Origin of the sequence: Bacillus sp. IS1, from assembly GCF_032461585.1 — a bacterium.
GTDB classification, from domain to species: domain Bacteria; phylum Bacillota; class Bacilli; order Bacillales; family Bacillaceae; genus Bacillus; species Bacillus velezensis.
Genome location: NZ_JAWCWR010000002.1, coordinates 51,934 through 76,091 on the forward strand (window position 1 = coordinate 51,934; position 24,158 = coordinate 76,091).

Annotated in this window: 24 protein-coding genes; 15 read left to right on the forward strand and 9 right to left on the reverse strand. The window is 46.1% G+C overall.

Features of this window, described 5'->3' with window-relative positions:
- Positions 1-54: 54 nt before the first annotated feature.
- The 5 genes from RUW00_RS08400 to RUW00_RS08420 form a co-directional block, all read right to left on the reverse strand.
- The gene (locus RUW00_RS08400; protein WP_280144780.1) at positions 55-717 is read right to left on the reverse strand and encodes a GntR family transcriptional regulator; all 663 of its coding nucleotides are present in this window, start codon (positions 715-717) and stop codon (positions 55-57) included.
- 79 nt (positions 718-796) lie between these two features.
- Positions 797-2,353, reverse strand: coding sequence for a glycoside hydrolase family 32 protein (locus RUW00_RS08405; protein WP_280144779.1), 1,557 nt, complete (start codon positions 2,351-2,353; stop codon positions 797-799).
- 61 nt (positions 2,354-2,414) lie between these two features.
- On the reverse strand, positions 2,415-3,836 hold the full coding sequence (locus tag RUW00_RS08410; protein WP_014419358.1) for a glycoside hydrolase family 68 protein: 1,422 nt from the start codon (positions 3,834-3,836) through the stop codon (positions 2,415-2,417).
- Between the two features lie 352 nt (positions 3,837-4,188).
- Positions 4,189-5,106 (reverse strand): DMT family transporter, encoded by a 918-nt coding sequence (locus tag RUW00_RS08415; protein ID WP_061861710.1) that lies wholly within the window; start codon positions 5,104-5,106, stop codon positions 4,189-4,191.
- A gap of 184 nt (positions 5,107-5,290) precedes the next feature.
- Positions 5,291-6,220, reverse strand: a complete 930-nt coding sequence (locus RUW00_RS08420; RefSeq protein WP_061861709.1) for a manganese-dependent inorganic pyrophosphatase — start codon at positions 6,218-6,220, stop codon at positions 5,291-5,293.
- Between the two features lie 206 nt (positions 6,221-6,426).
- On the opposite strand from RUW00_RS08420, the gene RUW00_RS08425 reads away from it, so the two are divergent.
- Positions 6,427-6,798, forward strand: coding sequence for a winged helix-turn-helix transcriptional regulator (locus RUW00_RS08425; protein ID WP_007615010.1), 372 nt, complete (start codon positions 6,427-6,429; stop codon positions 6,796-6,798).
- Between the two features lie 36 nt (positions 6,799-6,834).
- Here RUW00_RS08425 and RUW00_RS08430 read toward each other — a convergent pair whose 3' ends face one another.
- Positions 6,835-7,320, reverse strand: coding sequence for a spore coat protein (locus RUW00_RS08430; RefSeq protein ID WP_007407913.1), 486 nt, complete (start codon positions 7,318-7,320; stop codon positions 6,835-6,837).
- A 133-nt stretch (positions 7,321-7,453) separates the two neighbouring features.
- Here RUW00_RS08430 and RUW00_RS08435 point away from each other — a divergent pair, with 133 nt between their 5' ends.
- The 10 genes from RUW00_RS08435 to RUW00_RS08480 all read left to right on the forward strand — a co-directional run bounded on the left by RUW00_RS08435 (position 7,454) and on the right by RUW00_RS08480 (position 17,560).
- Complete coding sequence (locus RUW00_RS08435; protein WP_004393059.1) at positions 7,454-7,606, forward strand: hypothetical protein; 153 nt, start codon at positions 7,454-7,456, stop codon at positions 7,604-7,606.
- A gap of 243 nt (positions 7,607-7,849) precedes the next feature.
- Positions 7,850-8,785: a YybS family protein gene (locus tag RUW00_RS08440; protein ID WP_115941208.1), complete on the forward strand. Its 936-nt coding sequence runs from the start codon at positions 7,850-7,852 to the stop codon at positions 8,783-8,785.
- 30 nt (positions 8,786-8,815) lie between these two features.
- A complete protein-coding gene (locus RUW00_RS08445) occupies positions 8,816-10,795 on the forward strand; it encodes a DHH family phosphoesterase (protein ID WP_007407911.1) in 1,980 nt (659 codons plus the stop codon).
- Positions 10,792-11,241, forward strand: a complete 450-nt coding sequence (gene rplI, locus RUW00_RS08450; protein ID WP_004393063.1) for a 50S ribosomal protein L9 — start codon at positions 10,792-10,794, stop codon at positions 11,239-11,241. Before RUW00_RS08445 ends, rplI begins: the two co-directional genes overlap by 4 nt.
- Before the next feature lie 140 nt (positions 11,242-11,381).
- Positions 11,382-11,945 (forward strand): RIO2 family protein, encoded by a 564-nt coding sequence (locus RUW00_RS08455; protein ID WP_094296160.1) that lies wholly within the window; start codon positions 11,382-11,384, stop codon positions 11,943-11,945.
- 87 nt (positions 11,946-12,032) lie between these two features.
- Positions 12,033-12,689, forward strand: a complete 657-nt coding sequence (locus RUW00_RS08460; RefSeq protein WP_017418490.1) for a PIG-L deacetylase family protein — start codon at positions 12,033-12,035, stop codon at positions 12,687-12,689.
- Positions 12,686-14,020 (forward strand): glycosyltransferase family 4 protein, encoded by a 1,335-nt coding sequence (locus tag RUW00_RS08465; RefSeq protein ID WP_121984304.1) that lies wholly within the window; start codon positions 12,686-12,688, stop codon positions 14,018-14,020. Before RUW00_RS08460 ends, RUW00_RS08465 begins: the two co-directional genes overlap by 4 nt.
- Positions 14,010-15,197 carry a carboxylate--amine ligase gene (locus RUW00_RS08470; protein ID WP_021494623.1) on the forward strand — a complete coding sequence of 396 codons (1,188 nt, stop codon included), beginning with the start codon at positions 14,010-14,012 and terminating at the stop codon, positions 15,195-15,197. The genes RUW00_RS08465 and RUW00_RS08470 overlap by 11 nt, the downstream gene beginning before the upstream one ends.
- On the forward strand, positions 15,190-16,245 hold the full coding sequence (locus RUW00_RS08475) for a phosphotransferase (protein WP_103526414.1): 1,056 nt from the start codon (positions 15,190-15,192) through the stop codon (positions 16,243-16,245). The genes RUW00_RS08470 and RUW00_RS08475 overlap by 8 nt, the downstream gene beginning before the upstream one ends.
- A 22-nt stretch (positions 16,246-16,267) precedes the next feature.
- Positions 16,268-17,560 carry a glycosyltransferase family 4 protein gene (locus tag RUW00_RS08480; protein WP_021494625.1) on the forward strand — a complete coding sequence of 431 codons (1,293 nt, stop codon included), beginning with the start codon at positions 16,268-16,270 and terminating at the stop codon, positions 17,558-17,560.
- Between the two features lie 79 nt (positions 17,561-17,639).
- Here RUW00_RS08480 and RUW00_RS08485 read toward each other — a convergent pair whose 3' ends face one another.
- Together RUW00_RS08485 and RUW00_RS08490 are read right to left on the reverse strand one after the other, a co-directional pair.
- The gene (locus tag RUW00_RS08485) at positions 17,640-19,682 is read right to left on the reverse strand and encodes an ArnT family glycosyltransferase (RefSeq protein WP_280144778.1); all 2,043 of its coding nucleotides are present in this window, start codon (positions 19,680-19,682) and stop codon (positions 17,640-17,642) included.
- Positions 19,683-19,845: 163 nt separating this feature from the next.
- Positions 19,846-19,989 (reverse strand): YycC family protein, encoded by a 144-nt coding sequence (locus tag RUW00_RS08490; RefSeq protein ID WP_014306172.1) that lies wholly within the window; start codon positions 19,987-19,989, stop codon positions 19,846-19,848.
- A gap of 118 nt (positions 19,990-20,107) precedes the next feature.
- Between RUW00_RS08490 and RUW00_RS08495 the strand changes: the two genes are divergently transcribed.
- Complete coding sequence (locus RUW00_RS08495; protein ID WP_015418617.1) at positions 20,108-20,317, forward strand: hypothetical protein; 210 nt, start codon at positions 20,108-20,110, stop codon at positions 20,315-20,317.
- A gap of 30 nt (positions 20,318-20,347) precedes the next feature.
- Here the strand turns inward: RUW00_RS08495 and RUW00_RS08500 are convergent, their stop codons facing one another.
- On the reverse strand, positions 20,348-20,545 hold the full coding sequence (locus tag RUW00_RS08500) for a DUF2188 domain-containing protein (RefSeq protein ID WP_007407900.1): 198 nt from the start codon (positions 20,543-20,545) through the stop codon (positions 20,348-20,350).
- 170 nt (positions 20,546-20,715) lie between these two features.
- On the opposite strand from RUW00_RS08500, the gene dnaB reads away from it, so the two are divergent.
- From dnaB to purA, 3 genes are all read left to right on the forward strand, one after another.
- Positions 20,716-22,080 (forward strand): replicative DNA helicase, encoded by a 1,365-nt coding sequence (dnaB, locus tag RUW00_RS08505; RefSeq protein WP_004393100.1) that lies wholly within the window; start codon positions 20,716-20,718, stop codon positions 22,078-22,080.
- A gap of 117 nt (positions 22,081-22,197) precedes the next feature.
- Positions 22,198-22,611: a VOC family protein gene (locus RUW00_RS08510; RefSeq protein ID WP_280144777.1), complete on the forward strand. Its 414-nt coding sequence runs from the start codon at positions 22,198-22,200 to the stop codon at positions 22,609-22,611.
- Between the two features lie 238 nt (positions 22,612-22,849).
- A complete protein-coding gene (gene purA / locus RUW00_RS08515) occupies positions 22,850-24,142 on the forward strand; it encodes an adenylosuccinate synthase (RefSeq protein ID WP_014419343.1) in 1,293 nt (430 codons plus the stop codon).
- The last annotated feature ends 16 nt before the right edge of the window (positions 24,143-24,158 follow it).

Here is a 24,158-nt window from a genome sequence, read left to right on the forward strand (position 1 = left end):
TTGTGATATCAGTAAAAAAGCCAAATCATATGAGTGATTTGGCTTTTTCGTTTGCTATGCCATGTTCTGCAGCCGTTCTAAACTGTTTTTCCAATTCGCTTCAAGCGCTGTAAAAGCAGCGGCGGCATCTTGCTGTTCTAATGCGTGAATGATATCAGAATGTTCATTATATGATCTGTTTAAAGCGCCGTTTTCACTGAAATAGCGGATTTCCATTCTCTGAATTTTGACTTTCAGGCTTACTAGCAATTTGTGAAGTTCGGCGTTGTCCGCAAGCAGAATGATGCGATGGTGAAATGCATTGTCCGCTTCCAGGATGGCCGGTTTATCGCCGTCTTTCATCATTTGAAGAAGATTTTCATTCAGCTGTTTCAATTCCTGAATCACGGCATCGTCCACATGCGGGAGAGCTTGCTGCAATGCGAGTTTTTCAAGCGTCCAGACGATGGAATACAAGTTTTCCGCATCTTTTAACTCAATCGGAGCGACAAGCGTCCATCTGTTCGCTTTTGTTATCACCAAGCCGTCATCTTCCAGCCGCAATAAGGCTTCCCGTATCGGGGTGCGGCTGATTCCCAATGTTTCCGACAAATCCTTGTCCTTTAACTTTGTTTCCGGTTTGAGCTTGCCCGTTATGATCCAGTTTCTGAGTGTGCGATACACTTCGTCCCGCATGATGGTTCTTTTCAGCACAGGTTCTTTGTTTTGATTATCCAATGGAACACCTCATGAATCGTAGTATACATATTTGCATTTTACCACAGTCCGGGCGCTGGTTAGAAATGAAGAGGGACGTCTAAGAATGAATCGAACCGAGATGCTTCATCTCAATATGCTGAAAGTCAGCGGAGCCGCCTTCAGAAAAGAGCGTGATTCCCTGATCTTCGTGTTTTGGGAACACTTCATTTGTCAAAACGGTTTTTCCGTCGTCTGCAAATACTTCAATACTTGTTTTGTCTACGAGAATTTTCAGATGGACGCGCCCTTTGTTTCCGTCAAATGGGGCTTTGCTTTCGGCGTATGCGCCGGTTTTATCAGGCTGGCCTGTAAACGATCTGTTCACATAGGCGTAGCCGCCTTCTGCTGAAATACCGACATCAATATGCCGACTTTGGTCTGCCGATTCTCTGAGTCTGACGCCTGCATTTTTGATATCTGACCAAGCGATATCCATATCAAGCTGATATGTATCACCTTTGATCGGCAGTGTCTCTGAACCGTTCACCTGTTTGTGTTCTATGCTGTCAGTTGAAGAGGTTAATTGGTTCAATGCTTCAACCGGCTCTGACACAAGGCTGTATGTGCCGCCGTCCTGCTGCTGAAGGCGGATTTCACGGACGATAGAATCCGTGCCGTTAAAGCCGTTTTTTAGTGTCGGTGTTTCATTCGGATAATCCCAATTGTTCATCCATGCCAGCGCATAGCGTTTTGTCAGCGGATCTTCGCTTTTACCGTCCTCAAATGTGACGCCGCCGTACCAGTCAAAGCCGTAATCGAGCCATTGCGGTTCTTCTTGATCGGCGGTAAATTCCCTTCCGTCAAAGTTTCCGGTCCAATACGCGTACGTATTCGGTTTGCCTGCGGGTTTGCCGTTTGCGCTTACGCCTAGAACCCACTTGGCTGTTCCGTCATCTGCACGCATCATATAAAGGTCGGGGCATTCGACGAGGCCGATCTGCTGAGTGATAAAACCGCCCGTGTAAGTCCAATTTTTCAAATCGGGTGATTCATAAAAACCGATTTTTTCGCCTTCGGCCATGGCCATCACCCATTTGTCATCCTGTTCATCCCAGATCACTTTCGGGTCCCGGAAATCCTTAGTTCCCGGATTTTTCATCACGGGCTGATCACTATAGGAAGTAAACGTTTTTCCTTTATCCGTGCTGTACCATAAATATTGTTCCTGGGCTTTTGTTTTGGCTGTCGGCTGCGTTGTGACGGCGACCAGCGCGTTTTTGCCGAAGCCCGCCGTGTTGTGTTTATCAATGACGACAGAACCGGACCAGATATCGCCGTTTTCGTTGGTGTATTTCGGAATAGCCGTGCCTTCGTCCGTCCAGTGCACCAAGTCCTCTGATACGGCGTGCCGCCATTCTGTGCCGTTGCCGTTCGGGTAATCCCGATTATAAAGATAGTAGTAATGATATTTCCCCTCGAAAAAAATGGGCTTTTGAGGGTCGTTTTTCCATTTGTCCGGGGTCGTAAAATGATACGCCGCCCGGTAATTCTTCTTATGCTCCGTGTTTGTGTCAGAGGAATTGTGGGTTTTGTTCGGCAGTAAGCCGACAAACAGGAACGCACCCAAAAAGATCAATATTACAATGGGCCATTTTCGTGCCATGATTGAATTCACCATCTTGTTGAGAAATAAAAGAAAATGCCAATGAAGTATCGGCATTTTCTTTTTGTTGTTATTAGTTGTTAACCGTAAGCTGTCCTTGTTCAAGGATGCTGTTTTTGACAACGGATGTTTTCTTGTTTTTGATGTTCAATAAGAAGCTTGGCGCAAATGTTGCCTTTTTATCCTCAAAGAAGCCTCTGTTTGTCATGTAGCTTGTGATCACGACATTGTTGCCTTTGGCTTGCGGCACTGCGAAGTGAGAGTAAGTGAACGTCACATCGTTAGGATCAAGACCCATTTGCAGTACAAGACCAGTTTTGTTCAGCGGCTTGTAAGGACCTGTTAAAGAGTTTGATACATAACCAAGCATGTAAATATCGTTTGAGTTAATACCGTCGATCGTCATTTTTGAACCGCGTGAATCAGTGAACAGGTACCATTTGCCGTTCATTTTGAAAACATTCGCGCGCTCGATTTCGTCAGTTACCGTGTTTGAAGTGATCAGCGGCTTCATGACTTTTTTCAATGTGTAGTCATCGTTTAACTCTACGATACCTAGGGCGCCGTTCGCTAATTCAGCATCGCGTTTTTTAGCACTTTGCTGAAGCTTCTGACTTTCTTTACGGAAGAAGTTTGTGCTGCCGCCGTAGTACGCTTTGTTAAATAAAGATTCTTCGCCTTGGTATCCGTTATCTGTTCCCGTGTTGGCTTCGAATACAAGGTATTTATGGCCTTTGTCTTCAACGTAGTGAGGGTCTCTCAGCGTGTGGTTGTCGCCGGATGTATAGTTCCCTTCATCGATAAACTGCTGAACGTTCTGGTATGTTTTTCCGTCGCCGTCAAAAATCGTTTTATGATCTTCCACTCCGTTGATCTTGAGCGTGTCATCAGATTTTGACACATTTACCTGTGCCGTTGTCAGGCTTTGTTTACCGTAATGTGTACCGGAAAAGTCAGTGTAGAATAAACGGATTTTTCCGTCAGATGTAAAGGTTGCAGAACCGGACCATTCTTGTGTCTGTTCTTTCAGGATTTCATCGTTGGCGTCGAACTTATCGCTGTCTTTAAAGACACGGCCCGCGTTTTTCCAGCTGTCGATCGAGTTGTCGCCGACTTTTTGATAAAACATGTAGATGGATGTGTCATCAGCGTCTTTCGGGCTTCCCGCTAAAGCAAACACGACGTGATAGCCGTTGTATTCAGCTACTGTTCCGTCAGCGTTTTGGAGCGGCCAGCTGTCCCACACATCCAGTCCTTTCGCGGACTCGATATTTTTAATTGTTGATTGGTCGAATTGAGGCACTTGGTATTTTTCACTTTGCTGCTGTTTAGGGATCTGCAGCATATCATGGCGTGTGATATGAGAGACGCCGTACGTTTCTTTGTAAGGTTTTTGGGTATTTTCTTTCGCGAAGGCTTGAGTCGCTCCCCCTGCCAGAAGTGCAGTCGTAAAAGTTAGAACTGTGGCTTGTTTTGCAAATTTTTTGATGTTCATGTTCATGTTCATGTCTCCTTTTGTATGTACCTTTTTTTGCGATCTGCCGATCGATCCTCCTGCATCCATGGATGGCAGGTTTGTTACAGAAAAAAGACCTAAAATATGTAAGGGGTGACGCCAAAGAATACACTTTGCCCTTAACACATTTTAGGTCTTGCCTGCTTTATCAGTAACAATCCTGCATGATTTACTTGTCGACATCATTCTATTAGAGTCTGATTCTATTGACAACTGGTCTATTTTCCTCTTTTGGATGATAGTAAAATGAAAAAAGACCTTTTAATTTATGGGTAATTGAGACTAAGGGGTGCTCTGAGCCTGGGAAATAACCTCTCTAAAAAAAGAGAGGTTATTTTTTCTTGATAGATAATAAAGCGATGGTGGCTAAAATCAGCAAAGTACCCAGCCATTCTGATATTCCGAAGGGAACATGCAGCCAGATAACAGCTAAAAAAGCGGCCGACAGCGGCTCCGCACAGGCGAGCAGGCTGGTTTCAGAGGCACTCAGATATTTCAGGCTTTCCAAGTAGCAATAAAAAGCGATGAGCGTCCCGAAAATGATGATAAACACAATCGCAGCATATGCCGGCAAGGACCACTCGCCTTCAAATTTCCAGGGCGGGCGGATCAAGCTGAGGGCGGCTCCGCCGATCAGCATGCCCCATCCGACAATAATGGCCGATCCCCATTTCTTCAGCAGACGATGCGGCTGAAGGGTGTAAAACGCCAGTGCAAACGCCGAACTGATGCCCCAAAAGACAGCCAGACCGGATATGGACAGGCTTCCGACATTCCCGTGCGTGACCAAAATGAATGTGCCGGCAACCGCCAATAAGACGGCGAGAAGCTCTTTTGCTGAAGGCATTCTCTTTGCGCGAATCGCTAAAAAGCATGTAATGATCGCTGGCCCTAAATACTGAAGAACGGTAGCAGCGGCCGCGTTTCCGTACTCAATTGCCGCGAAGTAGGTGTATTGAACGCCTAACATTCCGAAAACCCCGAATAAAAGAAGGGGAATTCTGTCCCGTCTGTCTTTCCAAACAGCCCATATCCGTCCTTTTTCTTTGCGGTACGCGATGCCGAGCAGAAGCGCCCCTGACACCAGAAGGCGCACCGAAGTCAGCCATTCTGTATTAAAATGGCGGTGCTGGAACAGATACTGGGCAACCGTTCCCGAGACCCCCCATAAGATAGCTCCTGTCAGCACAAGCCAAATGCCTGTTGTTCGTGAATAAGAAAGAGCAGCGTGTTTTTCCAGGATAGACACCCCCCGATTCTGATGTTGTGATATTGACTTACAATAATTAGGTAAACGAACGCCTTTCATGTGATATATTATATATTGTATATCAAATTCCGTCAAAATGATTTTCGGGGAAAGCGCTTACGAAACGGCCGTCTGATGAATGAGCAATAAAAAAACACCCCGGCGGGTTTCCGGGGTGTTTTGGTTATTCTGCAATCGCGTCTGTTAAAACAGGAACGACTTGTTTCTTTCTGGATACGACGCCTTTTAAAAGAGCCGTGTTGTTTTCTAAAGTCACGTTGAATGCTTTTTCCACTTTTGACGCTTGATCACCGATGGCAAGCGCAAGGGAATCGTTTTCCAGAATATCCGTAATCACGAGAAGGAACAGGTCAAGGTTCTTCTCAGCAATTACTTTTGAAAGAGCCGCTTCTAATTCCGGCTGCCGCTTTTTCACTTCTTCAATATCAACTGTGTTGACTTGGGCGATTTCGACTTTTTTGCTGCCGAGCGTGAACTCTTTCGCATCAAGAGAAATCAGTTCTTCCACCGTTTTTTTGCTTAAGTCGGCGCCCGCTTTCAGCATGTTTAAGCCGTACTCTTCCGCATCTACGCCGGCAATTTCAGCAAGCTCTTTTGCCGCTGCGATATCTTGCTCCGTGCAAGTCGGAGATTTAAATAACAGAGAGTCGGAAATGATTGCTGACAGCATGAGGCCCGCAATTTCTTTCTCGATTTTCACGTTATTTTCTTTGTACATTTTGTTTAAAATCGTAGCCGTACAGCCGACCGGCTCAGCACGGTAGTAAAGAGGTTCCGCTGTTTCGAAGTTGGCGATACGGTGGTGGTCGATAACTTCAAGAACCTGAACGTCTTCGATATCCTTGATGCTTTGCTGGCGTTCATTGTGGTCAACAAGGATGACGCCGTTTACTTCGTTTGCGGCTGTTTCCACCAAACGCGGACTTTCCTGCTTGAAATAATCAAGCGCGTATTGTGTTTCGCCGTTGACTTGTCCGAGGCGGACGGGCTCAGCATTGAAGCCGAGTTTATTTTTTAGATCAGCGTAGGCAATGGCAGAGCAAATGGTATCTGTGTCTGGGTTTTGATGTCCGAAAATAAGAATTTTTTCCATAATAACTCCTTGTCCTTTTTTGTAGTGTAAACAATCTTTTTATAGTTTAACACGTCTTGCGGAGGGTGTAATCTTCAAAACCTTAAAAATTGATGTGAAAAAGAAGCATTTTTGTTGAGAGGTGGGGAGGATTGCGAGTAAAATACTGGGTAAGTCAGATGCTAATCAGCATATAGTATCAAAAAAGGTACTATGGAGGATGAAAAATGAACATATATCCGAATAAAGAAGGTTGTCCGGTTGAACTGACGCTTTCCGTTATCGGCGGAAAGTGGAAGGGTATTTTGTTTTATCATATGATCGGCGGAAAAAAGCGGTTTAATGAGTTTCGGCGCATTTGTCCCAGCATTACGCAGCGTATGCTGACGCTTCAGCTTCGCGAGCTCGAGGCGGACGGCATCGTGCATCGCGAGGTATATCAGCAGGTGCCTCCAAAGGTGGAGTATTCTCTTACCGAATTCGGCAGGTCGCTGGAACCGATCGTTTTGCAAATGAAGAAATGGGGAGATGCCAACCGGGAGTTTCTCGAGGCATACCGGGAAAAAACGTCTCCTCAAGATCAGTCCGCTCAAAAATAAGAAGCAGCAAAGGATTAAATTCCTTGCTGCTTTTTTTTATTTCATCGCGATGGCCTTTCTGGCGTTGCGCACATCATTCTTCAGCAATTCGCTCAGGTTGTAAGCCGGATATTGACCGCGTTCTTCCATATACTCAAAGACCATTTGATGCCACTTGATGGCCGCGTTTAAGTGCTTGACGAAAACGTGTCTTAATTGAGGTGTGGCCGTCTCTGTAATGGCTCCGGCGTAATTGCGGACAGATGTTTTGGCCAGAATGAGCAGGCCGCCGCTGTAAAAGGAAGAATCAGCGCGCTCTTCTGTTTCATCCTCACGAAAAGCGGGAGCTTCAGGGAAGAAAGGAAGCAGTTCACGCAGGTTTTGTTCGAGCGAATGGATGGAAAATCTGTAAAGCTGTTTTAATCTGGCATCGCTTACGTCCCGCTCTGTTCTTTTTAATTTCACAAGTCCGTTTGCCTGGAAAGCTACTAACTCATGCAGTTCTAACGTTTCATGCCATGCTAATGTTCTCCGCTCAGTCATGGTGTAAGAATCTCCTTTATCCTTCATTTTCACTTTCAGCATATGCCCCGGTCCCGATGTTGTTCCTGATGTTTTGAAGTTTCCAGAAAGGGAAACTCAATGTAAAGGAAATACGAAATAGAGGTGAAACTATATGTGGGACATGATAAAGAACTTCTTCCTTTTCAGCAGCGGGGTTTTGCAGGCGACCACTCTCTTACTTATCGTTATCGTCTTGTTATATGTACGAAAAACCAAAAAGAAAAACAGAGATACTTCTGGTTTCATGGATGATCAGGATCACTGATACAACGGGCATTCTTTCACTGGGATGTCCGTTTGTCTGTTTTCATGTTTCACATGGAACATTGCGGCTGTCCGCGCTCATTTTACTTGCGATTTCGACTTATGTTAAAATATATACGTGTATTTTGGAGAGTTTATGGAAAATTCAGGTCTTGAAAGAGACATTGCGGCGTCAAAAGAGCAGTCGTCTAAGCTGCTCTTTTCTATTCGTATGTTCGAATGATACAAGGTTTGAGGTGAGTAAGTGAAAAATACAAGGGCTCTATTAGAAGGCGCCATTTTGATCAGTATTTTTGCAATCATTTCCCTTTTGGTCGTGTACCTCCCTTTACTGGGGGCAATTCTTCTCTTTGCTTTGCCGCTGCCGATCATTCTTTACACCATTCGGCACGGTCTGAAGCCCGGGGTATGGATGGGGCTTGCCAGCCTTCCTGTCAGCTTTATTGTAGGTTCGTTTACCGGGCTTACAGGCGCTTTTACGGCAGCCTGTACGGGAATCGCCATGGGATATTATTTTAAAAAGAAACAGCCCGGCTATGCGGTTGCTGCCGGCGCTATGGCGTATGTGCTGTGCGGCGTCGTTTTTTTTGTGGTCAGCATCGTGTTTCTTAATATGAATGTGGTTGATACCGCCATGTCCCAGCTTCGGGAGTCGCTGTCTTTAGCAGAAACCATGTCAAAGCAGCTGGGTTATGGAGACCAGTTCGGGAAGCAGATCAAGCTGATGGAAAGTCAGCTGAGCACGGTTCAATATCTTTTTCCGACAGTGCTCGTATTGACCGGCATCGTTTTTTCTTTCCTCAGTTATGCTATGGCAAGGCCGCTTTTACGGCGATTTTCCCCTGATCTTCCGAAGATGAAGCCTTTTAGAGAGCTCAAACTCCCGCAAAGCGTTGTCATTCTGTATTTTATTGTGACGATATTAGGGTTTCTGCCTTTAGAAAAAGGGCATATGCTGTATTCGGTTTCATTGAATGGGGGATTTATTCTCAGCTTGCTGATTTGTATTCAAGGATTAGCGTTTATTTTTTTCTATTGCCGCGAAATGGAGATGCCGAAAGCCGTTCCTGTATTAGCAATTGTGCTGGGGGTGCTTTTTCCGCTCATCTTGTCCGTGTATCTCCTCTTAGGCATCATTGACATAGGCTTTAACATAAGAAATAAGGTGACGCGAAATTGAGTGTGACTTACAGGTGGGGAGTTGATAGAAATGCCTAGTTTTTATGAAAAACCGTTGTTTCGGTATCCCATCTATGCATTGATTGCATTGTCAATCATCATAATCCTCATCAGCATTTACTTTAACTGGCTGATAGGAGCTATCGGCGTTGTGCTGCTCGCCGTGATCTTGTTTTTCATTAAGCGTGCGGATTCTCTGATCAGAAAAGAAATTGACGATTATATCTCCACGTTATCGTATAGATTGAAAAAAGTAGGCGAAGAGGCATTAATGGAAATGCCTATCGGGATTATGCTGTTTAATGACCAATATTACATTGAGTGGGCGAATCCGTTTTTGTCTTCCTGTTTTAATGAAAGCACGCTCGTCGGACGCTCGCTGTATGACACATGCGAGGCCGTCGTGCCGCTGATCAAGCAGGAGGTCGATTCGGAAACGATCACCTTGAATGAGCGGAAGTTTAAAGTAGTGATTAAAAGAGATGAGCGCCTGCTTTATTTCTTTGATGTGACAGAACAGATTCAGATTGAAAAGCAGTACGAAAATGAGAGAACCGTGCTGGCATATATCTTCTTAGATAACTATGATGACGTCACACAGGGGCTGGACGACCAAACGAGAAGCACGATGAACAGCCAGGTCACCTCATTATTAAATGCGTGGGCGCAGGAGTACGGCATTTTCCTGAAACGGACGTCTTCGGAGCGGTTTATCGCGGTGTTAAATGAACACATTTTAACGGAGCTTGAAAACGCGAAATTTTCGATTTTGGATGAAATCCGAGAAAAAACATCCGTTCACACTGTATCTTTGACCCTCAGCATCGGGATCGGCGCATCGGTTTCTTCCTTGAAGGAGCTTGGAGATCTGGCGCAGTCCAGCCTCGATTTGGCTCTCGGCCGCGGAGGCGACCAAGTGGCGATCAAAATGCCGAACGGCAAGGTGAAATTTTACGGCGGCAAAACAAATCCGATGGAGAAGCGCACAAGGGTGCGCGCCCGGGTGATTTCTCACGCGCTCAAGGAGATTGTCTCAGAAAGCAGCAATGTCATTATCATGGGGCACAAATTTCCTGATATGGACGCGGTCGGAGCCGCAATCGGAATATTGAAGGTGGCGCAGGCCAACGGCAAAGAAGGCTACATCGTCATTGATCCGAACCAGATCGGATCAAGCGTTCAGCGCCTGATTGAAGAAATTAAAAAATATGAAGAGCTGTGGTCGCGGTTCATCACGCCGGAAGAGGCGATGGAAATTTCAAATGATGACACGCTGCTTGTCGTCGTTGATACACATAAACCGTCCCTTGTGATGGAAGAGCGTCTCGTGAACAAAATCGAGCACATCGTTGTGATTGACCACCACCGCAGAGGCGAGGAATTTATTAAAGACCCGCTGCTCGTTTATATGGAGCCATACGCTTCATCCACCGCAGAACTCGTGACGGAGCTGCTTGAATATCAGCCGAAGCGGCTCAAAATCAATATGATTGAAGCGACGGCCCTGTTAGCTGGTATAATAGTGGATACGAAGAGCTTTTCCCTTCGCACGGGCTCGCGGACGTTCGACGCCGCTTCTTATTTGAGAGCGAAAGGCGCAGATACGGTTCTGGTGCAGAAAGTTCTCAAAGAATCCGTCGGTTCTTATATCAAGCGGGCGAAACTGATCCAGCATACGTCTCTTTATAAAGAACATATCGCGATTGCTTCTCTTCCTGAGAACGAAGAGGAGTACTTTGACCAGGTGCTGATTGCGCAGGCGGCTGATTCCCTCTTATCGATGAGTGAAGTGGAAGCTTCATTTGCGGTAGCCAGACGGGATGAGCATACGGTGTGCATCAGTGCGAGATCGCTGGGCGAGGTCAATGTGCAGATTATTATGGAGGCGCTGGATGGCGGAGGGCATTTAACCAATGCGGCAACCCAGTTATCGGGCATTTCTGTCTCAGAAGCGCTCGTCCGGCTGAAGGAAGCCATTGATGAATATTTTGAGGGAGGCGTTCAGAGATGAAGGTTATTTTCTTACAAGATGTAAAAGGTAAAGGAAAAAAAGGCGAAATGAAAAACGTAGCAGACGGTTATGCACATAACTTTCTCATTAAAAAAGGCCTCGCTGTCGAAGCAAATGCGACAAACATCAGCGCATTGAAAGGACAGAAAGAAAAAGAGAAAAAAGAAGCGATTGCCGAGCTTGAAAGAGCGAAAGATTTGAAAGAAACGCTTGAACAGCTGACTGTTGAGCTGAGTGCCAAATCCGGTGAAGGCGGCCGTCTATTCGGATCTGTCACAAGTAAACAGATTGCAGAAGCGCTGCAAAAAACGCATAAGATTAAAGTGGATAAACGGAAACTGGAGCTCCAAGACGGTATCCGCACACTGGGATATACAAACGTTCCTGTAAAGCTGCACCCTGAAGTTCAGGCTGTGCTAAAGGTTCACGTAAAAGAAGAAGCGTAATACACAATGAAAAACCCGCCGATCCGGCGGGTTTTTTTCATGTCAGCAGACGTCGCAGCGCAAGAAAATGATGAGATTGTTTCATTTCCGATCGTTACGGATTGAATATTATATTACATCATGACGAAGGATGTGTCGGTATGAAACGATTTTTTTCTGAAACATATTTTAATTATCCGGAGAATAAAAAAGCGCTGAAACACTATCCGCTGATCGGAGACGGAAAAGATGGGGAGGTCTATCGCTTAACACACAACAAATGCGTAAAATATTTTTTTAAAAAAGAGACATGTAAGAAGGAATTGGAAGCTTTAGAGCTCGGATATGGTTCACCGGTGATCCCGAAACTGTATGAATACGGAGATCATTATATTGTGATGGAATACGTCAAAGGCACCTCCCTTGCGCGCCATATCAAAAAAGAAAAATCCCTGTCCGTCAAACTGACAGCTGATATTTTAAACATGCTGGATGAATTAAAAGATATCGGTTTTGCCAGATGGGATGCCGAAATCAGGCATATTCTGATCAACGAACAAGGTGAACTTAAAGTGATCGACCATAAAAGAGCCTTTTCGACCGTTACCCGAGTTCCCGTAAAACTATTAAAAGGACTGGACAAATACGGCTTGGCGGATGAGTTTTTGAACACCATAAAAAAATTAAATCCGTCACGCTACCGGGAATGGCGAAGGGAATTGTAAGTTTCTGAAAATCCGCATATGTAAGTTTCCTTTTTTTAGGGTCGTCATATGATATTTGTAACATTTGTTTGGTGGAGTGTGGAAAAAATGGGAGAATATATTATGGTTATCGGCGCTCATCCCGACGATGAACTATTGGGATCAGCGGGCACCATAAAACGGCTGATCAATGAAGGATATAAAGTGATTTCCATTATTACAGCATTAGGAAGAAAAGAAGAAGCTCATCATATTAAACAATTGGGCGAACGCGCGAATCAAGAGCTAGGAATTGAGAAAGTCATCTTTTTGGAGCATACGAATTTAGAGCTGGAATGTATCCCTCTTCATAAGCTTGTCAAAGAATTAGAACAGCTCATTCGCGTCTATCAGCCTGAAAAAATCTTTACACATCATTACGGCGATGTCAATATGGACCACCAGAGAACGTTCCAAGCAGTTTTAACAGCCGCCAGACCGCTTCCGAATCAAAAGCCTATCGAACTGCTTACGTTTGAAACGCTATCTTCAAGCGAGTGGGAGAGGAATACGGCTGATAAACTCTTCAAGCCTAATTACTTCGTTAATATCACAGACACAATGGATGCCAAACTCGCGGCGCTTCACCACTATGACGTAGAAATGAGGGATTACCCTCATCCCCGTTCATATGAAGGCGTTACACATTTAGGAAGAGTCAGAGGGATGACGGCGGGTGTGGAATACGCTGAAGCTTTTGAAGTCGTGCGGAGGATCTGGAAATGATCAAGACATTTTCCGTCCCGTATCCGTATATGATTCAGACGCTTGACCGCTATTACGGGGTCAAAGCGCACCCGCAAAAAAAGACGGCAGTAAAGACTCAGATGAAACATGCACATCATATTCCGCGATTATACGGAAAAAAACAGAAGTTATCCATTTTGATTGCCACGTTTTGGGACTACCCGCACACGGGCGGTTTATCAAACTATATTAAAACGCTTAGTGAAGGACTGAAAAAAAGAGGTCATAAGGTGGATGTCATATCCCCCAATCAGTTTCCTTCCGCACAGGTAAAAGAATTGCGGGCGGATGTTGTTCCGAAATTAAAAGATTTCTTTAGTGACAGATACGGGGATTACAGTGATCATATTTTGAAGAATAATCGGCTGATGTTTATATACGAGCAAATGCTTCAAAAGATTCATTTGGAAAAATATGATGTGTTTCATGCTCAAGATTTATTTACAGCCAACATATTAGGCAGGTTCAATCAAATCTATAAGAAACCTTTATTTTTCACACCGCATGGCATGTTTACTTTCAACAGACTTAAATTTCACATCTTTAAAAAAGGATCGGTAGAAGAGTTTTATTATAAAAAACTAGAGATGAAAGCCATTGAATACGCAGATCGCCTGATTATTATCAGCGATACGTTCCGCAGCCCGCTCATGAAGCTCGGAGCCGAACAGGAAGACATGGCAACGGTGATCACAGGAATCGATTACGATGCAAAAACAGGCGGGAAAAGAAAAACCCCGATACCGAAAAATAAGATCATCATCGCGTGTATTGCAAGATTAGGCCCGAGAAAAGGTCACAAATATTTACTGGACGCACTTTCAAGAATTCCGTCTGATCTACTTGAACATGTTGAAGTGCTGATCGCGGGCGACGGAGAGATGAGGAGCGCCTTAGAGGAACAGGCTCGAAAACTGAATCTATCTATGGTCTCCTTTTTAGGAAAAAGAGATGATGTTCCCGCTATTTTGAATATGACGGATATATTCGTATTGCCGACCATTAATGATAGTCTGCCTATTTCGATTATTGAAGCGATGTTCAGCGGCTCGGCTATCATCGCGACCGATTGCGGGGGTATTCCGGATCTGATCCGCCATAACAAAACGGGACTTATTGTCGAACCGGGAAATGCAAAGGTTCTTGCCCGGGCTTTAGCGTTTTTTATCTCTAACAAATCTGCGCGGGAGAAGGCTGCTTCAAACGCAAAGGCCTACGCGGAGAAATATTTAAGCAGTGAGACGATGATAAAAAATATCGAATCGATTTATCAAAATACCAACAGCTCGGAGGGAGATCATGAAACATGAACATGCAGCCGTTGTACTTGATTTCAGTGCAAACGGGATTGGGATCATTCGCAGTCTTGCCCGAAGAGGAATCGATGTTTACGCGTTTGACACGGAGGGACCTTATCGTATCGGAAAATCAAGATTGGCAGATTGCGGGATATGTCCCAGCCCTTTAACAGAAGAGGAAGAACTGCTGACATTTCTGACTGATTTCGGGAAGCGATTCCAAGCAAAGCCGGTTCTGTACGCAGGATCTGATGATTATGCGGGATTTATATCTAAATTCCGCGAGACATTAGCCGGTTTTTTTTTATTTTTGCTCCCGAGCCACTCTCTGTTAGAAACGGTCTTAGATAAAAGCAAAGCATATGAATTAGCGGTCAAGCATCACATCCCCTGCCCGAAAACCTTTTTTCCGAACAACCAGGATGAGCTGGAAGAAGCCATCGCCAATATTGACTTCCCGTGTATTTTAAAACCGGTGGCCGGCCATGAATACAGAAAAAAAGTAAACAAAAAAGCAATTGTAATGAAGGATGCCGCACAATTGCGCAAGGAGTTCAGCTCCTACAGAGAAAATGGAGAACTGCTCGTGCAGGAGATCATCCCCGGAGACAACCAGTGTTTTTATAAAGTCGCCACTTTTTATGATGACCAAATGAAATTAATGGGCCTATTCTCTCTGCAAAAGAACCATCAATTCCCTGCTGATTTTGGCGCGGGGGCCCACGTCGTCAGCAAACGGCTTCCTGATTTAATCGAGAAAACCCTGCCGTTTTTTGAAGCGATTCAGCTGAAGGGAGTAGGCATGGCGGAATTTAAAAAGGATCCCCGGGACAATGTTTACAAGTTTATCGAAATTAATCCGCGCTTTTGGCTCAGCCATAGCCTGACAGAACCGGCAGGCGTTCATTTCGTTTACATGTACTATCTGTATTTGACCGGGCAGCATGTGAAGCCCCAGCTCGAACAAAAAGACGGAATCAACTGGATTTATGAGGTGCGTTATTTCTTAACGTTTTTGAAGAAACGAAAAAGAGGAGAAATGACGTTCCGGGATTTTTGGAAAGGGTGTAAAGGAAAAAAAGAGTACGCTCTTTTTGCTTGGAATGACCCGATGCCATTTATCAGAAACACTTGGTCTCATCTCAAAAACAGCTGGAAACGGAAGCGGAAGGAAGATCGGCATGTATGAAAAGGAGATTTTGTATGGCGCATTTCAAAAACTGAGAATTGACGAAAAACTGTCGTATTCGTTCGGTGAAAGGGCTGCGGTGAATCCGGATGACATCACATGCCTGAAATCGACGGACAGAAGCGCCATTTATAAACTGTTTGTAAAGAAAAAATCCGGCACTGTTCCGCTGATATTGAAGGTATATAAATCTTCCCGTGAAAAAAATAAGGTCGAGATTAATATATACGGGAAAGCCCGTTCTGTTTTAGGGGATTTGCTGCCGGATATCTATCTTATAGAAGAAAGTGACCATGAAACGTGGATATTTATGGAGTTTGTCAGCCAGATCAGGGGACAGCTTACATTTCACCCGAAGCATTTCAAGTATATTATTCCGTCTGTCGCAGAACTGCACAGCCGCACCTTTGAAAACAAGAATATTTCTGACGGTAAATGGCGGTCGTGGCTGCCGGTATACAAATCGGAAACCATGAGAAAAGGGCGTAAAAAGCAGATCAAAAAGACAGCGGAATTATTGGATAGAGCGCTTAAAGATGAGCGCACAAAAGATATCGTGAAGCCTCATTATCGGCAAATCACAAACTTGCTTGAGCAGGAGGAGCCGGATTTTTTCCCTGAATTGATACAAAACGGCTCAGCCATCACACACGGTGATCTTCATATGCAGAATATCTGCACCCACGATGCGTCCGGACATGAACCGTGGGATATTCAATTCATCGATTGGGAATCCGCAAAATACGCGCCGGTTTGGTTTGATATGACGGTGCTGGTTGAAATTCTGCTTGGTTTCAGAAAAGATTGGAGCCGGCACGCAGAAGATATTCGAACGTATTGCGTAAAAGTGTATACGAAAGAAATGAAAAAGCGGGGTATTCATTTTCAGACCCCTCCTATGACGCTTTATAAAATGGCTTATTTGCAGAGAACACTTGAGAAAGGGCTTCATACCCAATTGCGGAGAATCTTCGACAATCGGGGAGGAGAACTGCTGCCGTATCATGTTGACAAAGTGTCAAAATGGGGACGGGAATTAGGATTATAAGTTTGAGAGAGGGGGAGCGGATGTGAAAGAAGAGATCGGCAAGCCGAACGGTCTGGTGCCTCTTGCCTTATTGCGCGTCATGGATCAATTTTACGGGATCGAACATCAAAGTGAGCCAGAGATGCTGTATTCGTTCTGTGCGGAAGGAAAAAGCTCCCCCAAACGAAAAAAGCCATTGCGTATTCTGTACGCAACCTTTCTCCGTTACCCGAATGTCGGAGGGTTGGCGAGTTATATCACATCAATTAAGACGGGTTTTGAGCGCATCGGTCATCAGGCGGATGTCATCTCGCCGCTCCAAATGCCGCCATCTTTTTTTCAGGAAGATATCCCGCGGGCCGCTGACGAGATCAGAGCGTTTCTTGTTGGCAGATACGGCGCCGCAAACGAAAAGTTTGTGAAGAATCTCAGCTATTTATATGTCTTTCAAAGATTTTTGAAGGAGAAAGACTTAGAACAATATGACCTGTTTCACGCGCAGGATTTATTTGCGGTATTTTTGCTGGGATACCTTAATCAAACGTATCAGCGTCCTCTTTTTTTCACGCCGCACGGACATTTTACGAAAAGCCGGATGAAGTTTCATAAAATCCAAAAGGGTTCAATAGAAGAGGCATATTTCAGTGAAATAGAAAGGCAGGGTATTCGGGCTTCGGATAAAATCATTACAATCAGCGACTCCTTTCACGAGCCCTTGCTGGAGTACGGAGCGAAGGAGGCTCAGCTGACGACTGTTCATACCGGCATTGACATTCAGGATGCCCCTGAGTCAAAACGTGCTGAAAAGCTCGTGATTGCGTGCGTTTCCCGTCTGACCGAGCGAAAAGGACATGATGTGATGCTGGACGCTCTCGCCCGCATCCGGCACCATTTATCCGGAGTTGATATATGGATCATCGGAGACGGAAACATGAGAGGGTTTCTGGAGGAAAAGAAACGGAAACTGGGCCTCACAAATGTGTTTTTCTTCGGAAAACGACGTGATGTGCCGGCGCTTTTGGCTGAATCATCTATATTTGTCCTGCCGACATTGAATGATAATTTCCCTATAGCGATCATCGAAGCGATGTTCTCAGGTCAAGCCATTGTCGCAACTGACTGCGGAGGAATCCCTGAGATGATCCGGCATGAGGACACAGGGCTTATCTGTCAGCCCGGCAACAGCCGCGAACTTGCTGATGCTCTCGTAATGCTGATTACGGATCAGTCTCTCAGGGAACGGCTTGGAAAAGAAGCGCGCTCCTATGCCGGCCGGCATCTGCGTCAGGAACTGATGGTTTCGAAAATAGAAAGTATTTATCAATCATTTTTCTGAATGATACCGGCGCCGCATGGCAGGTGCTTCAAGAGCAAAATAAAGAGGCCGGTGTTTAACTATCCAGCCTCTTTCCGAACTATTTTTTCATCTCATACAGAGTCTGCTGACTTTGTCCGCCCGGGCCGCCTGTCATTCCTTGCCGGGCTGAGCTTGTTTTTCCGGTGCTGTATTGGTCAGCTGAGATTTTTGTGCCGTTCTTTTTAATCCATGAGACAAGCTTCGTGTTGCCTGAACTGTTTCCGGATAATAAGAAATACTTCACTTTTCCATCATCAACAAGTTTTTTCAGCTGTGAGACGGTTAAAATCGGATCGGTTCCGTTAAAGCCTCCGAGTGCCATGACTGATTCATTCGTATGGATGATATAAGGCGCCGCAGTCACCGTGGTGAGCGTTGCAAACAGATATTCCTCACCTGTCTGATGCTTTTTCAAATAAGACAGCAGGCCTGTATCCACTTCAGAGGTGAACATATTGCCGCCGTTTGAGCTTTTCAGCTGCGGGCCGGATTCGGGTATGACGCTGTTTCCGCCGTAAAGGATCGGCGTGGCTGACCAGTACAGCGGCGTGAGCATCAACACACACATGGTGATCACGGTCAGTTGTCTGCCGAACGGCTTGTGTTTCATCACAATGAGGGCAATGACAGTGCCGAGCCCCAACAGTCCGAGGATGTACATCCAAGCGCTGCCGATCTGGTTTGTATACCCGCTTACGATGAAGACCTGAAAACCGGCGGTGAGAAAGACACCCGCAGGCAGCAGCCAGCCCGTCCAGCCTTTATCATGCTTGTATAAATCATATAAGGCCCGCCAGCCGATTCCGGAAAGGGCTGCGATCGGAGGCGCCAGCATGATTAAGTAGTACGGATGGAAAAAGCTTGCGATGCTAAAGAAACCGGCTGCAGGCACAAGCCATGCTGTCCAAAACATCGTTTCTTTCATTTCCTCCGCTTTTTTCCGGCGGTTTCTGTACCAGCTGATGACGGCGCCGAACAAACCGGTGAGCGCAAAAGGCAGCATCCAGCTGATTTGCCCCGATAATTCAGATTGGAAAAGCCTGAGCGCACCCGGGGTTCCGTTGCCGTACATGTTCATACTCATGCTTTTGCCGCCGCCGGGGCCTTGTGAGCCGCCGTTTTGTGGCGGAGGAGTTCCGCTTCCTTGCGGTGAGGCCGCGTTCTGTCCGGATGGCTGCCGGGGCATTTGAACCTGACCGTTTTTTCCCTGAGGAGCGCTGCCGCCCATTGCGGGGCTGTTCGTTCCCGGAGGCTGCATGCCCATCCCTTCCTGCATCACGCTTTTGCCGCCGGTCATGCTGCCGTTAGAAAGGCCCGTCGTCTGCCCGAGCAGCCGTTCCGTCCCGTTATATCCGAATGCCAGCTCCAGCACGGAGTTTGTCTGGCTGCTGCCGATATAGGGGCGGCTTGATGCGGAAATGGAATCAACGGCTGCCGCCCATGAGACGGAGAGCGCCAGGAGAACGGCTGAAGAAGCGAGAAGTGAGATCAGTTTTTTCTTAATGGATGTGTGTGATGCAATGAGATAAAAAAGCAGAAAAGCCGGAAGCACGATGTAGGCCTGCATCATTTTCATATTAAAAGCAAGACCGACAAGTGCGAATGCGGATAAGAGCCAAATGATTTTGCCGCGTTTCACCGCGCGCATCAAACACCAGGAACCGAGAAGCAGTGTAAAGACGAGCATGCTGTCGAGATTATTCGTCCGGCTGACGGCCGCCGCAATCGGCGTCAGCGCCATGACAAAAGCGGCGATTCTGGCCGCGCCCGTGCCGAACGAAGGCTTTATCATGAAGTACAGCAGCAGAACGGAACCGAGCCCCGCCAAAGCCTGAGGAAGAATCACGCTCCATGTATGTACGCCGAAAATCAAAGCGAAAATCGTTTGAATCCATAAAGCGACAGGCGGTTTGTCTACCGTGACAAAGCCGGACGGGTCAAAGGATGCGTAGAAGAAGTTGTGAAAGCTTTGCGTCATGCTTTTGACGGCAGCCAAATAATACTGGTTGGCGGCATCATCCTGCCAAATGCCGTACATATTCAAAGCCGCCGCTGCTGATAAAATACCGATAAGAACGATGTCCAGTCGTTTTGTTTTCAATGGTTTCACCTCTTTTGTGACCCCATTGTAAAAAATAAATATGAAAAAGTTATGAATAAACGATAACGATTTAAAGAATGTTTTACCAAAATTTTCTTCACGAAAAAAAGAGGCGGAAAGCCATCGCTTCCGCCTCCCGCACATATATATGAGAGAGCAGCCTTTATTTGTGATCGTTCTCTTTTTGGATTTCAGCTAATTTGGCAAGCAGAATGTGCTGAGGCATGTGCATGATTCTCTCAAGCGGCATATTCAGTGATTCTGCGAGCTTTTGCGCCGTTTCGGCGGAAATTTGCAGCGGTTTCATGTGATCACTCCTTCCGTTTCTTTATTGTACTAAAATCAGAAATCGATCGTAAGAGGATATGACAAAGGAATGGAGGTTTGAAAAGCGGGGCTTTATAACAGAATGGGGGAGGTTTTTTATGCAATCGCCATTGATGTTATTACAGCTGAAGCTGGCTGATTATCAGAAAAAAGCCGCAGAACTGCGGACAATTGACGAATTTATCATACTGAAACAGACATTGCAGGACATGATGAAAGTATTCGCCGCCTGTGAAGAATGGGAGCTGTATCAAAAAACGGCCGATCTCATGGCGCAGACGGTGCTGCACATCCGTTTCATCGAATAAGAAAAGCCCTCGCTCGGGCGAAGGCTTTTCTTAAAAGGACCGTTCTTCTTCAATGTTTTTATGCTGATCATAAATGACAAGCTTAGACGGGCTGTTCTCTTTAGCCGTCTGCTCCGCTTTCTCGATCGCCGCGTCCTTCGATGTATAAAGAGCCGTCGGCGCCACATTTTCCACCTTCACAAACCATCCGTCCGCATCAACACTGGGTGTTACTGCATATGTTTTCATCCTTCTTACCTCCTGGTTTCGATTTATTTATCAGTTTCCCGGCATTCAGAATGGCGAAACACGCAGCCGCTGTTTAACAAATACAGGGAAAGCGATATTTTTCTATTCTTTTTCTTGAGAAATGGTAAAATGGAGTTTGGATATTTTTTAAGGAGAGGACGGTGCTTAGCATGACAGACCTTCTGAATGATCGGCTGCCGCCGCAAAACATAGAAGCTGAGCAGGCCGTGTTAGGTGCTGTTTTTTTACAGCCGTCTGCGTTAACACTGGCTTCTGAAGTGTTGATTCCGGATGATTTCTACAGAATGTCACATCAAAAAATTTACAATGCCATGCTCGTGCTCGGAGACCGCGGTGAACCGGTTGATTTGGTCACGGTAACGTCAGAGCTTGCGAATACCGATTTGTTAGAAGAGGTGGGAGGCGTCTCTTACCTGACGGACATCGCGAATTCCGTTCCGACAGCGGCTAATATAGAATATTACGCGAAAATCGTTGAGGAAAAATCCATTCTCCGCCGTTTAATCAGAACGGCGACCTCGATCGCTCAAGACGGGTATACGCGCGAGGATGAAGTTGAAGATTTATTAAGCGATGCGGAAAAAACGATTATGGAGGTCGCGCAGCGAAAAAATTCGGGCGCCTTCCAAAATATTAAAGACGTGCTTGTGCAAACATACGACAACATTGAGCAGCTTCACAACCGGAAAGGCGATATTACCGGGATTCCGACCGGTTTTATCGAGCTTGACCGGATGACAGCGGGGTTTCAGCGGAATGATTTGATTATTGTCGCGGCCCGTCCGTCTGTGGGGAAAACAGCGTTCGCCTTAAATATTGCGCAAAACGTGGCCACCAAAACGGATGAGAGCGTCGCGATATTCAGTCTTGAGATGGGTGCCGAGCAGCTTGTCATGCGTATGCTCTGCGCCGAAGGGAATATTAACGCCCAAAATCTCAGAACGGGAAATCTGACGGAAGAAGATTGGGGCAAGCTGACGATGGCGATGGGAAGCCTGTCAAACAGCGGTATCTTTATAGATGACACCCCCGGCATCCGCGTCAGCGAAATCCGTTCAAAATGCCGCCGGCTGAAGCAGGAAAACGGATTGGGCATGATTTTAATTGACTACTTGCAGCTCATTCAGGGAAGCGGCCGTTCAAGCGACAACCGCCAGCAAGAGGTATCGGAAATTTCACGGGCGCTAAAAGCGCTGGCGCGGGAGCTTGAAGTCCCGGTCATCGCCCTGTCTCAGCTCTCCCGGGGTGTTGAGCAGCGGCAGGATAAACGTCCGATGATGTCAGATATCCGTGAGTCGGGAAGTATTGAGCAGGATGCCGACATCGTCGCCTTCCTGTATCGTGATGATTACTATGATAAAGAATCCGAAAACAAAAACATCATCGAAATCATTATCGCCAAACAGCGTAACGGCCCGGTGGGAACCGTCTCACTGGCTTTTGTGAAAGAATACAATAAGTTCGTAAACCTGGAACGGCGCTTTGATGACGGCGGTGTTCCGGCAGGTGCGTAAAGCCTCAAGCAATGTCTTGAGGCTTTTTTTCATCCGAAAGAATGAGAGAATGCCGTCCGTTCGGCAGACGAAATAAAGAAAGCGCTTTTATATAATGGCATTAAGGGAGGAATGATGATGACAATTGAATTTCCGCAATTTCAAGCGGCGCAAATCCGGATTGCCCGGCCGACCGGACAGCTCAAAGAAATCATCAGGTTTTATGAAGAGGGCCTCGGACTGAAGAGGATCGGTAGCTTTTCCGGACATAGAGGCTACAGCGGTGTCATGTTCGGCCTGCCCCATACGCAATACCACTTAGAATTCACCGAAGAAACCGGTTCGTCTCAGCCGGCGCCCGTTCCGCACGGCGACAGCCTGCTTGTCTTTTACATCCAGGATCAGCAGGAGGTCATTCGCATCAGCAAGAAATTAAAGCAGATGGGATATGAGGAGAAAGCACCCGAAAACCCGTACTGGGAAGAAAAAGGCGTGACCATCGAAGATCCTGACGGCTGGCGGGTCGTCCTGATGAATACAAGCGGCATATAAATGACTGTCTGAAGAACCCTGATTACGGGTTCTTTTTCTTGTTAAAGCATGAAAGTTTCGGGAGTAATAGATAGCAAATGAAATAGAAAACGCTTTTAATCATGTTTAAGGCGAACAAATATAGATTGATAAGATTTAAATGTTCGGATTTACGATTGACTTTCTGTTTCGGCACTGATACACTTAATTTGTTTGAATGAGATATCGTTTTGAAAGGTTAACGGAGGTGCACGGATATATGTCTTCAGTAGTCGTAGTAGGTACGCAGTGGGGCGATGAAGGAAAAGGTAAAATTACAGATTTCCTATCAGAAAATGCAGAAGTGATCGCACGTTATCAAGGCGGAAACAATGCAGGACATACCATCAAGTTTGATGGAGTCACGTACAAGCTTCATTTAATCCCATCAGGAATTTTTTATAAAGATAAAGCGTGTGTCATCGGGAACGGAATGGTTGTTGATCCGAAAGCGCTCGTAACGGAGCTTGCGTATCTTCATGAGCGCAATGTGAGCACGGATAACTTGAGAATCAGCAACAGAGCCCACGTCATTCTTCCATACCATCTGAAACTGGATGAAGTAGAGGAAGAACGCAAAGGGGCCAACAAGATCGGCACAACGAAAAAAGGCATCGGACCTGCTTATATGGACAAAGCGGCGCGGATCGGCATCCGGATCGCAGACCTGCTAGATCGTGACGTGTTTGCAGAAAAGCTTGAACGGAACCTTGAAGAGAAAAACCGTCTGCTTGAAAAAATGTATGAAACGGAAGGCTTCAAAATTGAAGATATTCTGGATGAGTATTATGAATACGGCCAGCAGATTAAAAAGTATGTATGCGATACATCCGTCGTCTTAAATGACGCGCTGGATGAAGGCCGCCGCGTTTTATTTGAAGGCGCTCAAGGGGTTATGCTTGATATTGACCAAGGGACATACCCGTTTGTCACTTCATCCAACCCGGTCGCCGGAGGGGTGACGATCGGTTCAGGCGTAGGCCCGACAAAAATCCAGCACGTCGTCGGTGTATCTAAAGCGTACACAACCCGTGTCGGTGACGGTCCTTTCCCGACTGAGCTGAAAGATGAAACCGGGGATCAAATCCGTGAAGTCGGACGCGAATACGGCACAACGACAGGCCGTCCGCGCCGTGTCGGCTGGTTTGACAGCGTTGTTGTCCGCCATGCCCGCCGCGTCAGCGGAATCACAGATCTTTCTCTGAACTCAATCGATGTGCTGACTGGCATTGAAACATTGAAAATCTGTGTCGCTTACCGCTACAAAGGTGAAGTGATTGAAGAATTCCCGGCAAGTCTGAAAGCTCTCGCAGAGTGTGAACCGGTATATGAAGAAATGCCTGGCTGGACGGAAGATATCACAGGCGCAAAAACATTAAGCGATCTTCCTGAAAATGCGCGCCATTATCTGGAACGCGTGTCTCAGCTGACAGGTATTCCGCTTTCTATTTTCTCTGTCGGTCCCGACCGTTCACAAACGAACGTCATCCGCAGTGTATACCGCGCTAACTAAGAATTTGCAGCAAACA

Coding starts and splice junctions, on each gene's coding strand:
- RUW00_RS08410 (WP_014419358.1), bottom strand. CDS start 3,836: ATGAACATCAAAAAATTTGCAAAACAAGCCACAGTTCTAACTTTTACG.
- RUW00_RS08420 (WP_061861709.1), bottom strand. CDS start 6,220: ATGGAAAAAATTCTTATTTTCGGACATCAAAACCCAGACACAGATACC.
- RUW00_RS08425 (WP_007615010.1), top strand. CDS start 6,427: ATGAACATATATCCGAATAAAGAAGGTTGTCCGGTTGAACTGACGCTT.
- RUW00_RS08430 (WP_007407913.1), bottom strand. CDS start 7,320: ATGACTGAGCGGAGAACATTAGCATGGCATGAAACGTTAGAACTGCAT.
- RUW00_RS08435 (WP_004393059.1), top strand. CDS start 7,454: ATGTGGGACATGATAAAGAACTTCTTCCTTTTCAGCAGCGGGGTTTTG.
- RUW00_RS08445 (WP_007407911.1), top strand. CDS start 8,816: ATGCCTAGTTTTTATGAAAAACCGTTGTTTCGGTATCCCATCTATGCA.
- rplI (WP_004393063.1), top strand. CDS start 10,792: ATGAAGGTTATTTTCTTACAAGATGTAAAAGGTAAAGGAAAAAAAGGC.
- RUW00_RS08455 (WP_094296160.1), top strand. CDS start 11,382: ATGAAACGATTTTTTTCTGAAACATATTTTAATTATCCGGAGAATAAA.
- RUW00_RS08460 (WP_017418490.1), top strand. CDS start 12,033: ATGGGAGAATATATTATGGTTATCGGCGCTCATCCCGACGATGAACTA.
- RUW00_RS08465 (WP_121984304.1), top strand. CDS start 12,686: ATGATCAAGACATTTTCCGTCCCGTATCCGTATATGATTCAGACGCTT.
- RUW00_RS08470 (WP_021494623.1), top strand. CDS start 14,010: ATGAAACATGAACATGCAGCCGTTGTACTTGATTTCAGTGCAAACGGG.
- RUW00_RS08475 (WP_103526414.1), top strand. CDS start 15,190: ATGTATGAAAAGGAGATTTTGTATGGCGCATTTCAAAAACTGAGAATT.
- RUW00_RS08490 (WP_014306172.1), bottom strand. CDS start 19,989: ATGAAACCGCTGCAAATTTCCGCCGAAACGGCGCAAAAGCTCGCAGAA.
- RUW00_RS08495 (WP_015418617.1), top strand. CDS start 20,108: ATGCAATCGCCATTGATGTTATTACAGCTGAAGCTGGCTGATTATCAG.
- RUW00_RS08500 (WP_007407900.1), bottom strand. CDS start 20,545: ATGAAAACATATGCAGTAACACCCAGTGTTGATGCGGACGGATGGTTT.
- dnaB (WP_004393100.1), top strand. CDS start 20,716: ATGACAGACCTTCTGAATGATCGGCTGCCGCCGCAAAACATAGAAGCT.
- RUW00_RS08510 (WP_280144777.1), top strand. CDS start 22,198: ATGACAATTGAATTTCCGCAATTTCAAGCGGCGCAAATCCGGATTGCC.
- purA (WP_014419343.1), top strand. CDS start 22,850: ATGTCTTCAGTAGTCGTAGTAGGTACGCAGTGGGGCGATGAAGGAAAA.